Origin of the sequence: Pantoea sp. AN62, assembly GCF_050432985.1 — a bacterium.
In the GTDB taxonomy this organism is placed as follows: Bacteria; Pseudomonadota; Gammaproteobacteria; order Enterobacterales; family Enterobacteriaceae; genus Pantoea; species Pantoea brenneri.
The window spans coordinates 102367-115978 of record NZ_JBNPYB010000006.1 but is presented as its reverse complement, the minus strand read 5'-3'; the positions used below and the strand labels follow the sequence as shown (position 1 = coordinate 115978).

Here is a 13612-nt window from a genome sequence, read left to right as displayed (position 1 = left end):
ACATGGTTAAATTAGACAGAACAGATCACCTGATGCTGGCGCGCCAGCTCCCTACACAAACGGTTGCTCTGATCCTCGCCGGTGGACGCGGTACACGGCTGGTCGACCTGACGGCAAAACGCGCCAAACCGGCGGTGCACTTCGGCGGCAAGTTCCGCATTATCGACTTTGCCTTGTCCAACTGCGTTAACTCCGGTATCCGCCGCATCGGCGTGATTACCCAGTACCAGTCCCACACCCTGACCCAGCACATCCAGCGTGGCTGGTCGATCTTCAATGAAGAGATGAATGAGTTTGTGGATTTGCTGCCAGCGCAGCAGCGCTTCTCCACCGAACAGTGGTATCGCGGCACCGCCGATGCGGTAACGCAAAACCTTGATGTGATTCGCCGTTATCAGGCGCAGTACATCGTGATCCTCGCCGGGGACCACATTTATAAGATGGATTATTCGCGCATGCTGCTGGATCACGTGGTCAATGAGGCGAAATGTACCATCGCCTGTTTGCCGGTGCCGGTGCATGAAGCCACCGCGTTTGGCGTGATGGCGGTTAACGAAGAGAACATGGTGATCGACTTCGTCGAGAAGCCGCCAAAACCGCCGACCATGCCGGGTGATGACACTCAGGCGCTGGCCAGTATGGGGATCTACGTCTTCAACGCCGATTATCTCTATGCGTTGCTGGAAGAAGATCTGCAGACCCCAGGCTCAAATCACGACTTTGGCAAAGATATTCTGCCGAAAATCGTAGCGAGCGGTGAAGGCTACGCGCACTCCTTTGCGCTCTCCTGCGTGCAGAACGACGACAAAGCGCCGCCTTACTGGCGCGATGTCGGCACGCTCGAAGCTTACTGGCGCGCTAACCTCGACCTGGCCTCGGTAATGCCGGAACTGGATATGTACGACGTGACCTGGCCAATTCGCACCCATATGGAGCCGCTGCCACCCGCCAAGTTTGTCCAGGATCGGTCCGGCAGTCACGGCATGACCATGAACTCGCTGGTATCGGGCGGCTGCATCATCTCCGGCTCGGTGGTGGTGAACTCGGTGCTGTTTCCCCGGGTGCGCGTTAACTCGTTTTGCAATATTGATTCAACCGTGCTGCTGCCCGATGTGGTGGTTGGCCGATCCTGCCGTCTGCGCCGCTGTGTGATTGATCGCGCCTGCGAGCTGCCAGAAGGAATGGTCATCGGCGAAAACCCTGATGAAGACAGTCGCCGGTTTCACCGTTCGGATGAAGGCATCGTACTGGTTACCCGCGCCATGCTGGCTAAATTGGCCAATGCGGGGCAGTAAGCGATAGCGGAACACACGCAATCGGCACGCGGATCGTGCCTGATAACTTAATGAGGTCGAGGATGCAGGTTTTACATGTCTGTTCAGAACTTTTCCCGCTGCTCAAAACGGGCGGACTGGCTGATGTAGTCGGGGCATTACCTCAAGCACAAATTGCGGGTGGCACGGATACGCGGGTGTTATTGCCCGCTTTTCCAGCATTGCGCAAGGGCATACCTGATCTTCAGGTGGTAACAGAATTGGATACGTTTGCCGGACATGTGCGCTTACTGTTTGGTGAGTTTAACGGGGTAGGCATCTACCTGATCGATGCGCCGGCGCTCTACGACCGTCCGGGCAGTCCGTATCATGATGAGTCGCAGTTTGCCTACGTCGATAACTATCTGCGCTTCGCGCTGCTCGGCTGGATGGGCTGTGAGCTGGCGTGCGGGCTGGATACGATGTGGCGTCCGGATATTGTTCACGCCCACGACTGGCATGCCGGCCTGACCTGCGCCTATCTGGAAGCGCGGGGCCGTCCGGCCAAATCGGTGTTCACCGTGCATAACCTGGCTTATCAGGGACTGTTCGCGGCGCATCACATGGAAGAGATCGGCCTGCCGTGGTCGTTTTTCAGCATGTACGGACTGGAGTTTTTCGGTCAGATCTCTTTCCTCAAAGCGGGCCTTTACTACGCCGATCACGTCACAGCGGTCAGTCCGACCTATGCGCATGAAATCACCTCGGCCGAGTTCGGTTATGGCATGGAAACCTTACTGGCGCAGCGTATGCGTGAAGGTCGCCTGAGCGGCATTCTGAATGGCGTGGACCCGTCAATCTGGGATCCGGCGCATGACCTGCTGCTCAACGCGCGCTATAACCGCGACACGCTGGAAGCCAAGGCGGAAAACAAACGCCAGCTGCAGGTTGCGATGGGGCTGAAGGTGGATGATAAGGCCCCGGTATTCTGCGTCATCAGCCGTCTGACCAAACAGAAAGGGCTGGACCTGGTACTGGAAGCGCTGCCGGGCCTGCTGGCACAGGGCGGACAGCTGGTGCTGCTGGGGCAGGGCGATGCCGAGCTGCAACAGGGATTCCTGGCCGCGGCGGCAGAGCATCCGGGTAGCGTCGGGGTGCAGATTGGCTACCACGAAGCATTCTCACACCGCATTGTCGGCGGCGCGGACGTGATTGTGGTGCCGAGCCGATTCGAGCCGTGCGGCCTGACTCAACTTTATGGCCTGAAGTATGGTACGTTGCCGTTAGTGCGTCGTACCGGCGGCCTGGCCGATACGGTCAATGACAGTTCATTAGAGAATCTGGCGGACGGTATCGCCAGTGGCTTCAGTTTTGAAGATGCAAATGCCTGGTCGCTGTTGCGGGCCATCCGGCGTGCGTTTGTGTTGTGGTCTCGTCCTTCGCTGTGGCGTTACGTTCAGCGCCAGGCCATGGGGATGGATTTTAGCTGGCAGGTGGCGGCACAAGCCTACCGTGATCTCTACCAACGTTTGATGTAACGGATTGGGAAAACTGGATATGAATGCACCTTTCACTTACGCCTCACCAACGTTGACGGTTGATGCCTTAAAGCATTCGATTGCCTACAAACTGATGTTTACCATCGGTAAAGATCCTTCTATTGCCAATAAGCACGAGTGGCTTAACGCCTCGCTGCTGGCGGTGCGCGACCGGATGGTTGAGCGCTGGCTGCGTTCCAGTCGTGCCCAGCTGTCACAGGACGTGCGGCAGGTTTATTACCTGTCGATGGAGTTCCTGATGGGCCGCACGCTGGGCAATGCGCTGCTGGCGATGGGGATTTATGACGATCTGAACCAGGCGCTGGATGAGATGGGGCTGGACCTGGCCGAGCTGATGGAAGAAGAGAACGATCCTGGCCTCGGTAACGGCGGTCTGGGTCGCCTGGCGGCCTGTTTCCTGGACTCCCTGGCAACGCTGGGTATGCCCGGCCGCGGCTACGGCATTCGTTATGACTACGGCATGTTCAAACAGAACATTGTGGAAGGTGAGCAGAAAGAGTCGCCGGATTACTGGCTTGAGTACGGTAATCCGTGGGAATTCCAGCGCTTCAATACCCGTTACAAAGTGCGTTTTGGCGGCCGGGTGCAGCATGAAGGGGCGAAGGTGCGCTGGCTGGAGACAGAAGAGATTCTGGCGATGGCGTATGACCAGATCATTCCGGGTTTCGACACCGATGCCACCAACACCCTGCGGTTGTGGGGCGCGCAGGCGAGTAACGAGATCAACCTCGGTAAATTTAACCAGGGCGACTATTTCGCGGCGGTGGAAGATAAAAACCACTCCGAGAACGTTTCCCGCGTGCTCTATCCCGATGATTCAACCTATTCCGGCCGTGAACTGCGGTTGCGTCAGGAGTATTTCCTGGTGTCCGCCACCGTTCAGGACATTCTTAATCGTCACTGGCGGATGCACCAGACCTGGGACAACCTCGCCGATAAAATCGCTATCCACCTGAATGACACCCACCCGGTGCTGGCGATCCCCGAACTGATGCGTCTGCTGATCGACGAACATAAGTTCAGCTGGGGCAACGCGTTTGACGTCTGCTGTCAGGTGTTCTCTTACACCAACCACACGCTGATGACCGAAGCGCTGGAGACCTGGCCGGTCGATATGATTGGCAAAATTTTGCCACGTCATCTCAGCATCATTTTCGAGATTAACGACTTCTTCCTGAAAACCATTCAGGACTACTACCCGGATGACTGGGATCTGCTGTCGCGCATTTCGATCATCGATGAGAACGACGGCCGCCGGATCCGCATGGCGTGGCTGGCGGTGGTGGTCAGCCATAAGGTCAATGGCGTCTCTGAACTGCACTCCAATCTGATGGTACAGTCGCTGTTTGCTGATTTCTCGCGGCTGTTCCCCGGCCGTTTCTGCAACAAGACCAATGGCGTGACGCCGCGTCGCTGGCTGGCGCTGGCGAACCCGGCGCTCTCTGAAGTGCTGGATGAGGAGATCGGCCGCAACTGGCGTACCGATCTCAGCCAGCTCGGCGAGCTGAAAGCGCAGATTGATTATCCGGCCTTTATCGAAAAAGTGGCGGTTGCCAAACATCAGAACAAACGTCGGCTGGCTGACTGGGTGGCGAAAAACCTTGATGTGGTGCTGGACCCGAACGCGCTGTTTGACGTGCAGATTAAACGTATCCATGAGTACAAGCGGCAGCTGCTCAACGTGCTGCATGTGATCACCCGCTATAACCGCATCAAAGCCGATCCGCAGGCGGACTGGGTGCCGCGCGTCAATATTTTTGCCGGCAAAGCTGCCTCGGCCTATTACGTCGCCAAGCACATCATTCATCTGATTAACGATGTCGCTAAAGTGATCAACAACGATCCGCAGGTGAAAAATAAGCTGAAGGTGGTCTTCATTCCGAACTACAGCGTCAGCCTGGCGCAGATCATCATCCCGGCGGCCGATCTTTCTGAGCAGATCTCCACGGCCGGTACCGAAGCCTCCGGCACCAGTAATATGAAGTTTGCCCTCAACGGCGCGCTGACCATCGGTACGCTGGATGGCGCCAATGTCGAGATGCTGGATCACGTCGGCGAGGAGAATATCTTCATTTTCGGTAACACCACGCCGCAGGTTGAAGCGCTGCGTAAAGGCGGATATAACCCGCGTCAGTACTACGAAGAGGACCCGGAGCTGCATCAGGTGCTGACCCAACTGGCCTCTGGCGTATTCAGCCCGCAGGAGCCAGGCCGCTACCGTAACCTGTTTGATTCGCTGGTGAACTTCGGCGATCACTATCAGCTGCTGGCGGATTACCGCAGTTATGTCGATACCCAGGATAAGGTGGATGCGCTCTATCGCCAGCCGGATGAATGGCAGCGGCGTGCGGCGATGAACATTGCCGGCATGGGCTATTTCTCGTCGGACCGCACCATTCAGGAGTATGCCGATGAGATCTGGAATATTTCGCCGATAAGGTTATAAGACGCGCACGTCACCGCCCGCGGTGACGTTATCATTCGCGGCGGCCGAGGGAGCGGCCGCACTGCTTCACGCCCGTCATTTCCGCTACCGCCGATCCACCGTGACGTTCAGCGCTTCCCCTGATCAGGCTGATACCTGCACTCATCCCGCTTTGCCGTGACGGCAGCGGATCGCCGATCCCGCCCGATTGACTCCCCGGCAGAAGTACCACGGCAGACATGCCAGATCATAACGCCCTCGCTGAGGTATCGGCTATTATGCAGCCCGGCTTACATGCGTTTCATCTTTTGACCAGACAGGCAGAACAGACAATGAGTGACAACATCAATCACGAGATTACCTTTCGCAAGCTCAGCGTCTTCATGATGTTTATGACCAAAGGCAATATCGCCCGCACCGCAGAAGCGCTGGAACTGAGCAGCGTCAGCGTCCATCGTGCGCTGCACACGCTGGAAGAAGGCATCGACTGTCCGTTGTTTATCCATAAAGGCCGCAACCTGGTGCCGCTGCCCGCCGCCTGGACGCTGCTGGAGTATTGCCGGGATGTGACGGCGCTGATGGGGAAAGGGATCGAAGAAGCACGGCTGGTGGCTGGCGTGGGCTGTGGTCGTCTGCGGATCGGCACGCTCTACTCGCTGACGCTGGAAACCATCCCGCGACTGATCATGGGCATGAAGCTGCGCCGACCGACGCTCGAGCTTGATCTCACCATGGGCTCAAATCAGATGCTGCTCAACATGCTTGAGGATGATGCGCTTGATGCGATCCTGATCGCCACCAACAACGGCGAGTTCAGCGATTCGCTGTTTGATGTGGTCCCGCTGTTTTATGATGACATTTTCCTGGCCGCGCCAGCCGGTGAAACGCTGGATCTGAGCCGTCCGGCGGATCTGCGCGACTATGCCGATCGCGATTTCGTTTCGCTGGCCGAAGGCTTTGCCACCTATGCCGGTTTTCAGGAGGCGTTTCAGGTTGCCGGATTTGAACCGCGAGTGGTGACGAAGGTGAATGACATCTTTTCGATGGTCAGCCTGGTGCAGGCTGGCATGGGGCTGGCGTTAATTCCGGGACGGATGAAAAAAGTCTACGAAAACAATATCCAGCTGGTCAGCCTGGCCGAGCCTTATCAGATGCGCCAGCAGATTTCGATTGTCTACTCACACCGCCGCGAACGCGATCAGGAGCTGCTGGCGCTGGCCGCAGAAGGGCGAATGTATGCCCGCGGTCTTACTGACTCAGCCGTTTAGCCAGATGCAGTGCCACCTCAACGCTGTTGCGCTCCATGCAAATGGCTTCGCCCTGCCAGCCCGCCTGCAGGGTGAGGCCGGTCAGCACATTGCCTGGCGGCATTTCAATCGCCAGGCGGGCATCGCGCTGGTTGGCTGAAATCACCGCATCATTCCACTGCACCGTTCGCGCCATGTTATAGGCGAGGTCGTCGGCAATTTTGCCCGGCTCCCAGATTACCCGACCGGTCGAACCGCTCAGGTAAGCGCAGCCAGGGCGTGAAAGACTGACAGACTCAAACGCGGCAGCCAGTTCAGCAGCAGGCTTATCCAGCAGTGCGCAGTGAGAAGGCACGCTGACCGCCAGCCTGACCGCTTTGCTGGCACCGGCCGCCAGCGCTTTTTGCGCCACCCGCGCCATATCCTCATCCCGTCCGGCAATCACGATCTGCGTTTCTGCATTGAGGTTGGCAATATAAGTATTGCTGTCGACCAGCAGCTTCTCCAGCCGGCTGAGCGTCAGTCCGGTAATTGCGGTCAGGCCGTAGCCCTGCGGATAGGCCTGCTCCATCAGATCGCCGCGCAGAGCCACCAGCCGTAGCGCATCGCTGAAATCGAGTGCGCCAGCAATCACCGCGGCGGGATAAGCGCCAATCGACAGGCCGCTGACAATGTCTGGCTTCAATCCGTGTCTGATTAGCTCACGCGCCCAGGCTACGCCGGCAATCAGCAGGCTGAGCTGGACGGCGCGGGTATGACGCAGTGCGTCAGCGCTGTCGAGCAGGTCGGTCTCTTCACCAAGCACGGCGCGCGCGCTGTTTAACACCGCCTCACCGTCGGGAAGATGTTGCAACATACCGACCCGCTGGGTGCCCTGGCCGGGAAAAGTAAAAAGGATTTTCATGCGGGATCTCTGCTCCAGGGTGACGCGGTCAGTCTCGGACCGGTGGCGGTTTTCAACAGTACGCGGCCTTCACGCAGCCATTCGTTGAGGGCAAAAGCGCCGAGCGGCGTTTCCACCTGCGTATCGACGCGGCAGGGCAGCGTTTCAGTCTGGCTCTGCCACTGCTGCAGCTCGTCGCGTGCCAGCGGCTGCGGCGCACGAATCAGTAAGTCCAGATCGCTGGCGGCGTGCAGCGTCGGCCGCTGTGTCGCCAGAGCATAACCGGTGCTGCCGGTGACGCCCCAGTACCATGGCCAGACGCTGTCGCTGAGCGCGATCGCCGCCCTGACCGGCGGATAATCAACAAATGGCGACGCGAGCAGTTGGCTGCGATCAGCCAGCATTTCCGGTGTGACGACGCGTTCAATATCGGCCGAGTCTGTCCATCCGGCGGCGCGCTGTTCACGTTTTTCACCGCGCACGCCGACCGGAATCAGCCCCGATTGATTCACATCGCGCCGCACCACCACTGGAAAAGCGTGCTGCCAGTGCTGGCTGACCCAGGCGTCGCTGATGGCTAACAGCGCGCTGTCTGAGCGCAGCCAGAGGAGATCGTGGGGGCGCGGTGTGAACGTCATATTACATTCCGGAAGTCAGAGTAATGAACAGGGGTAACGATAAAATACACAGAATCGAACTTAACAGCAGCACGGCTTCAGCATCCGGCGACTGCACACCGAAGCGGTTACCAAACACCACGCCAAAGAAGCCGGCTGACAGCGCAATCATCAGAATCGCAGTAATCGCCACCGGACCACTCAGACCCAGCGCCAGCACCAGACCCCAGGCAATAAAGGGCTGAATCAGCAGTTTGGTAATCGTGCCGACACCAACCACGGCGTTGAGTTTCAGTTTACGCGCAGAGAGGATCACCCCGGTCAGGAACAGCGCGGCTGCGGTCGCCGCCAGGCCCAGCGGTTTAATCGCCGCCAGCACCAGATCCGGCATTTTAACGCCCAGCGCTGACAGCATCACACCAATCAACGGACCCATCACGATCGGTTTCTTTACTGAACGCCACATCAGGATCGGCAGCATGGTCAGCGTTGAACCGTGTGCGGTTCCCGCCGCAAAGGCTTTTTCGCGTTCCAGAATCAGCAGGCACAGCGGCGTCAGCAGGACTGAACCACAGGCAATGGATACCGCTACAGAGAGCGAAGTTGTTGGGTTTTCACCCAGAACGCTGGCAAGAATCGGCAGGCCGAGTGCAGCGTAGTTTGGCAGCGCAACGGTCAGCGTCAGCACTGCGGCATCCTGCGGCGACTTTTTGAAAATTTTAGTCGCGGCAAAATAGATACCCGCGTAGGTGATCCACATGGCACCGGTAAGCACCACGATTAACGGCCATTGCGCCACGATGCCTGGCCAGGGGGTTTGTACTGTCGCGCTGAACAGGGCAGCGGGCAGGGCAAAATCCATTACAAAAATATTAAGCAGTGAAACGTCTTTGTTGTTGACCATTCCAGCCTTACCGGCCCAGAAACCCAGCAGCATGATCACAAAGATTGGAGCAAGGGCATGAACAATTATATAAATCATAAATCACCTGTATTTTAAGAAGAATTCTTGGCTAACACGATGTTTATAATTCTAAAAGCGGCCCTTATTGCGGGGCGGTCATCCGCCCCGTCCAGGCCGTTTCCGGCAGGTTTTTTTGTTTTGTAGTCGGGTTTACCAGCTGGCGCGCATCCGCTCACGGACCAGCGAGGAGCTGCGGCGATTTTCAGCGCCCAGCCGGTTTTTCAGGCTCGGATCCTGACGGGCATCAGCGATAGCTTTCTGCAGGGCAATCTCAACCATCGCCAGATCGGCATCTGACGGTGCATCAGGATCGGCCACGGTCAGCAGGTCAGACAGCAGGCCCAGGGTGTGGAAGTTACTGACGTCATAGGCCATCGGTGGAATGGTGGCCGCCAGTTTTTCCAGCGCGTCGACGGTACGCAGCGTGATGCGCGCAGCGGACTCTTTGCCCATTGCATGCACCAGCACGCCCTGGTCGTTGAGCGCGATCAGCCGGTTCGCCTGATAGCCGTGCGCCAGAAATGCGCCGGACATCGCTTTACCGACAATCAGGCCAATCACCGGATGACCGGCCAGACGGGCTTTCGCGTAGGCACCGGCGGCACCGGCCAGCGCCTGGTGAATACCAAACGCCTCTTCACGGCGGCCATAAGCCTGACTCGGCACATCGATCACTGCCACAATCGGACGTTTCACCGCGCTGTTGCTGTCAGCGTCGATGGTTTCATTTACCACTTTCGCCAGCGTCCAGCCTTCCAGCAGGCCGACTTCACCTCTGGCGGCACGGGGATAGTGATTGTCTGCGTCAGGGACTACGGCGATAAAGCGGACGCTTTCGCCATTAAGTTCGCCGTCAGCGACCTGAACAGAGGGGCACAGCCCACTCAGGCGTTGCGCATCGGGTGCGAGTTTTGCCAGCCATGTTGCACCGCGGCTGTTGGTCTGGGTCATTATTTATCCTCCCGGGCGAAAAGCTGTTTAATCGTAGCGGTATCGGCCTGCTGACGGGTGTCGAAGTTGCTCAGACGTGGCAGGAAATCCGCATATTTATCACTGCGATGCTGCGCCGGTACGCCTTTGGCAATGAAGTCATTCATGGCAGTTTTAACCGCATTGACGCCATCGCTGACCAGCGCATCCACCAGGCCGCTGGCGTAGCGGATTTCGCCGCCGGTCATGCTCCAGATAAACGGACGGTCGCGAGAGCCATACTCTTCAATGCCCGCTTCCTGCTCGATAACCTGTGGTCCGTTAAGGCCGAGGCGTGCTTCGCGTGTCACGATCAGGTAGCTGCAGAGCGCGGCAGCGATAGACATGCCGCCAAAACAGCCGACGGTGCCGGCAATGATGCCGATAACCGGGGTATAACGACGCAGGTCGACAATCGCCGCATGGATGTCGGCAATCGCCGCCAGTCCCAGATTAGCCTCCTGCAAACGGACGCCGCCGGTTTCGAGGCACAGCACCGCCTGAGTCGGTATTCCGTTGCGATTGTCTTCAGCGGCCAGTTCGAGCGCCGCGGCCATTTTCGCGCCGGATACTTCGCCCATGCTGCCGCCCTGGAAGGTGCCTTCGATGGCAATCACCACCGCCGGCTGACCGTTCAGCGTACCGCGTGCCACCACCATGCCGTCATCGGACTGTGGCACCACACCCTGCGGTGCCAGCCACGGCGACATAATGCCTTCGAAGGGATCCAGCAGTTCGCGATAGCTGCCGTCGTCCAGCAGCGCACGCGCACGCTCACGGGCACGTAATTCAATAAAACTGGCATCGTTACGCATGGCTCACCTCTTCAAATACCTGTTCAATACGGATACGCGCGACGCCGGGCGTTGCGCCAAAGTCGTGAATAACCAGCTGTCCGGCAGGCAGGCCGCTGATTAAATTCAGGCGGTCAAACAGCGCCTTCCAGCGGGCGTCGCTGTTATCCAGTGAAGTGGTGATATCAATATTCAGCGTTTGCCCTTCGGTTGCGGTGTACAGGACTTCCATATCACCGGAACCAACGACCCCTGCCAGGGCTTTACCGCTGAGTGCGCGGTTAGCAGGGAAAGATAATGTGATGTGTTCCATAACGACCTCTAATTAAAAGAGTGGTTGGTGGCCGGACATACCCTGTCGACAAACAGCGTAGCGGCCAGCAAATCGGCGGCACCGCCTGGGGATGCGTTCAGTGCCAGCATGCGACGATCCAGACGGGCGAGGGCGGCCTGACCTTCAGCGGTACCGCAGCCACCGGCCAGCAGCACCGCGCGGGCACCGCGCTGCATGGTTTCCAGTCCGGTCATGCCGGCGCGTGACAGCACGCAGGTATCGCTGAGTGAGGTCATGATCGCCATCAGCGCATCCAGACGGGCTTCGCTTTCGCTGGCACCGGCTGCCCGGCTGCGCAATAACTGCGGCAGCGCCAGCTGCATCACGTGAGGAAAAGCCTGTTGCGCCTCCTCACGTGCGCCGGGTACCTGATAGCGGTGACTCGCTTTCAGCCCCTTGCTGAACACTTTCGGTGCCGCCCGATCGGGCAGGCTTGCCAGCATTGCGGCTGTCTGCGTCAGGCTGTCAGCCGTGGCGTGTCCGCCGTGCATTGCGGCCGCGCTGACCAGCAGACCCAGCGCCCAGATAGCACCACGATGGGTATTCACGCCGCCGGTGGCCGCCATCATCTGCCGCTCGCCCTCACGTCCCAGACGACCCACCGTTTCGCGCAGGGCGATGTCGGCTGGCCGCATCCAGCTCTGACGGGCCAGCGCCAGGAAGGTTGGCACCAGGCTTTCGGCGGAACGCTCCATCAGGGCCAGCGTCAGGTCCTGATGCGCCCCGTTTCCCCGACTGTCGACCAGACCTGGCTTGGGACTCAGCCGCGCTTCATCGGTCAGACAATCGCGCGCTGTGATCGCCAGCAGGCTGGCCTGCGCCTCGGGTTGAGTCTGCGACAGGAGTTTCATTACCAGCTCCGGAATTTTGCCGGTGGGTTATAAAGACCGCCCGACCATTCAACCAGGTCTGAGACACTGCTGGCGGCGAGCAGCGAGCGGGTCGCATCTGAACGACGGATGCCCATGTCTTCCGGATAGACGACTTTGCCGCTTTTACGCAGGGCTGCTACGCGTGCCGCATCAACGCCAAGACCGATATCGGTAATCCCGGCCACCGCAGCGACCATGGCGCGGCGCTCTTCAAGACTTTCTGCCCGATAGAGATAGGCAATACCTTCTTCGGTCAGCACGTGGGTAACGTCATCGCCATAAATCATCACCGGTGCCAGCGGCATGCCGGTCGATTTTGCGACCTCTACCGCATCCAGCGTTTCAACGAAGGTAGGTTTTGCACCGGCCTGGAAGGTTTCAACCATCTGAACCACCAGTTTTTTACCGCGCTGCATCGGATCTGGCTCGGTGATCATATTGAGCCAGGCGGGCGAAGCATGGCGGCGGCCGTGCGGATCGTGGCCCATGTTAGGCGCCCCGCCGAAGCCGGAAAGGCGACCGCGGGTCACGGTAGAGGAGTTCGCCAGCCCATCAACCTGTAAGGTTGCGCCGATAAACATATCAACCGCGTACTGGCCTGCCAGCTGACAGAAGGCGCGGTTAGAGCGCATAGAGCCGTCGCTGCCGGTGAAGAAGATATCGGGGCGGGCGCGAATGTACTCTTCCATGCCCAGCTCTCCGCCGAAGCAGTGCACGCTCTCAACCCAGCCGCTCTCAATCGCCGGGATCAGCGTCGGATGCGGGTTCAGCGTCCAGTGCTTACAGATTTTGCCTTTCAGGCCGAGTTGTTCACCGTAGGTTGGCAGCAGCAGTTCAATCGCGGCGGTGTTAAAACCAATGCCGTGGTTAAGCGACTGCACCTGGTGTTCAGCGTAGATCCCTTTGATCGCCATCATCGCCATCAGGATATGTTCCTGCTTGATCAGGCGTGGGTCGCGGGTAAACAGCGGTTCGATAAAGAAAGGTTTGTCCGCCACCACGATATAGTCGATCCAGGAACCGGGGATGTCGACGCGTGGCAGGTCGGTTTCGTCATCGACCAGTTCATTCACCTGAGCAATCACGATACCGTCACGAAACGCGGCAGCTTCTACCAGCGCCGGCGTATCTTCGGTGCTTGGGCCGGTATACAGATTGCCTTTACGGTCAGCTTTATAACCGGCAATCAGCGCGACGTTCGGGCTCAGATCAACGTAGAGGCGGGAATAGAGTTCGATATAGGTGTGAATCGCGCCTATTTCCAGTTGTCCATCTTCTAACAGCTGGGAAATACGCAGGCTTTGCGGGCCGGAAAAAGAAAAATCGAGTTTGCGGGCGATACCTTTCTCGAAAATATCAAGATGTTCGCTGCGGCCGACGCTCGGCATAATCATATGCAGGTCGTGGACTTTGGCTGGATTAACTTCCGCCAGGGTACGCGATAAAAAATCTGCCTGTTTCTGGTTATTACCTTCCAGCACGACCCGGTCACCGGGCGCAATCAATTTTTCAAATGCTTCAACAGCTCTTTCAGTAGGAATGACTTTGCCATCAACAGGGAAGGATGCCAGACGCCGCGCTTTCTCACTGCGGCGTGTGTTCCATTCCCGGGCAGGCGTTTGGCCTGTGTTCATTTCAACCTCCTGATTAAAATAACGGATATGTCGTTTTTGCTGAGAGAAGTCTGAACTTTCT

12 protein-coding genes are annotated in these 13612 nt (G+C 58.2%); 4 read left to right on the top strand and 8 right to left on the bottom strand.

Features of this window, described 5'->3' with window-relative positions; all coding sequences use genetic code 11:
- Window positions 1–2 precede the first annotated feature (2 nt).
- The 4 genes from glgC (at window position 3) to FHW04_RS09025 (ending at window position 6505) form a co-directional block, all read left to right on the top strand.
- Window positions 3–1295: a glucose-1-phosphate adenylyltransferase gene (gene glgC / locus FHW04_RS09040; RefSeq protein WP_031375633.1), complete on the top strand. Its 1293-nt coding sequence runs from the start codon at window positions 3–5 to the stop codon at window positions 1293–1295.
- Between the two features lie 62 nt (window positions 1296–1357).
- Window positions 1358–2791 carry a glycogen synthase GlgA gene (glgA, locus tag FHW04_RS09035; RefSeq protein WP_031375634.1) on the top strand — a complete coding sequence of 478 codons (1434 nt, stop codon included), beginning with the start codon at window positions 1358–1360 and terminating at the stop codon, window positions 2789–2791.
- A 19-nt stretch (window positions 2792–2810) separates the two neighbouring features.
- A complete protein-coding gene (glgP, locus tag FHW04_RS09030) occupies window positions 2811–5258 on the top strand; it encodes a glycogen phosphorylase (protein ID WP_046289366.1) in 2448 nt (815 codons plus the stop codon).
- 311 nt (window positions 5259–5569) lie between these two features.
- The gene (locus FHW04_RS09025; protein WP_031375635.1) at window positions 5570–6505 is read left to right on the top strand and encodes a LysR family transcriptional regulator; all 936 of its coding nucleotides are present in this window, start codon (window positions 5570–5572) and stop codon (window positions 6503–6505) included.
- Here the strand turns inward: FHW04_RS09025 and mdcH are convergent.
- The 8 genes from mdcH to mdcA form a co-directional block, all read right to left on the bottom strand.
- Window positions 6486–7388, bottom strand: coding sequence for a malonate decarboxylase subunit epsilon (gene mdcH / locus FHW04_RS09020; protein WP_046289365.1), 903 nt, complete (start codon window positions 7386–7388; stop codon window positions 6486–6488). The genes FHW04_RS09025 and mdcH overlap by 20 nt on opposite strands.
- The gene (locus FHW04_RS09015) at window positions 7385–8005 is read right to left on the bottom strand and encodes a malonate decarboxylase holo-ACP synthase (protein WP_089561843.1); all 621 of its coding nucleotides are present in this window, start codon (window positions 8003–8005) and stop codon (window positions 7385–7387) included. The genes mdcH and FHW04_RS09015 overlap by 4 nt, the downstream gene beginning before the upstream one ends.
- Before the next feature lies 1 nt (window position 8006).
- Complete coding sequence (locus FHW04_RS09010) at window positions 8007–8966, bottom strand: AEC family transporter (protein ID WP_089561842.1); 960 nt, start codon at window positions 8964–8966, stop codon at window positions 8007–8009.
- Between the two features lie 132 nt (window positions 8967–9098).
- On the bottom strand, window positions 9099–9899 hold the full coding sequence (gene mdcE, locus FHW04_RS09005; RefSeq protein ID WP_031375638.1) for a biotin-independent malonate decarboxylase subunit gamma: 801 nt from the start codon (window positions 9897–9899) through the stop codon (window positions 9099–9101).
- Entirely contained in the window at window positions 9899–10732 is an 834-nt protein-coding gene (locus FHW04_RS09000; RefSeq protein ID WP_089561841.1) for a biotin-independent malonate decarboxylase subunit beta, read from the bottom strand. The genes mdcE and FHW04_RS09000 overlap by 1 nt, the downstream gene beginning before the upstream one ends.
- Complete coding sequence (gene mdcC / locus FHW04_RS08995; RefSeq protein WP_031375640.1) at window positions 10725–11024, bottom strand: malonate decarboxylase acyl carrier protein; 300 nt, start codon at window positions 11022–11024, stop codon at window positions 10725–10727. The genes FHW04_RS09000 and mdcC overlap by 8 nt, the downstream gene beginning before the upstream one ends.
- 8 nt (window positions 11025–11032) lie before the next feature.
- Complete coding sequence (locus FHW04_RS08990; protein ID WP_046289364.1) at window positions 11033–11896, bottom strand: triphosphoribosyl-dephospho-CoA synthase; 864 nt, start codon at window positions 11894–11896, stop codon at window positions 11033–11035.
- The gene (mdcA, locus tag FHW04_RS08985) at window positions 11896–13551 is read right to left on the bottom strand and encodes a malonate decarboxylase subunit alpha (protein WP_031375641.1); all 1656 of its coding nucleotides are present in this window, start codon (window positions 13549–13551) and stop codon (window positions 11896–11898) included. The genes FHW04_RS08990 and mdcA overlap by 1 nt, the downstream gene beginning before the upstream one ends.
- Window positions 13552–13612 lie beyond the last annotated feature (61 nt).

Bases quoted from the DNA above. Each gene is read 5' to 3' on its own strand.
- glgC (WP_031375633.1), top strand. From the start codon at position 3: ATGGTTAAATTAGACAGAACAGATCACCTGATGCTGGCGCGCCAGCTC.
- glgA (WP_031375634.1), top strand. From the start codon at position 1,358: ATGCAGGTTTTACATGTCTGTTCAGAACTTTTCCCGCTGCTCAAAACG.
- glgP (WP_046289366.1), top strand. From the start codon at position 2,811: ATGAATGCACCTTTCACTTACGCCTCACCAACGTTGACGGTTGATGCC.
- FHW04_RS09025 (WP_031375635.1), top strand. From the start codon at position 5,570: ATGAGTGACAACATCAATCACGAGATTACCTTTCGCAAGCTCAGCGTC.
- mdcH (WP_046289365.1), bottom strand. From the start codon at position 7,388: ATGAAAATCCTTTTTACTTTTCCCGGCCAGGGCACCCAGCGGGTCGGT.
- FHW04_RS09015 (WP_089561843.1), bottom strand. From the start codon at position 8,005: ATGACGTTCACACCGCGCCCCCACGATCTCCTCTGGCTGCGCTCAGAC.
- FHW04_RS09010 (WP_089561842.1), bottom strand. From the start codon at position 8,966: ATGATTTATATAATTGTTCATGCCCTTGCTCCAATCTTTGTGATCATG.
- mdcE (WP_031375638.1), bottom strand. From the start codon at position 9,899: ATGACCCAGACCAACAGCCGCGGTGCAACATGGCTGGCAAAACTCGCA.
- FHW04_RS09000 (WP_089561841.1), bottom strand. From the start codon at position 10,732: ATGCGTAACGATGCCAGTTTTATTGAATTACGTGCCCGTGAGCGTGCG.
- mdcC (WP_031375640.1), bottom strand. From the start codon at position 11,024: ATGGAACACATCACATTATCTTTCCCTGCTAACCGCGCACTCAGCGGT.
- FHW04_RS08990 (WP_046289364.1), bottom strand. From the start codon at position 11,896: ATGAAACTCCTGTCGCAGACTCAACCCGAGGCGCAGGCCAGCCTGCTG.
- mdcA (WP_031375641.1), bottom strand. From the start codon at position 13,551: ATGAACACAGGCCAAACGCCTGCCCGGGAATGGAACACACGCCGCAGT.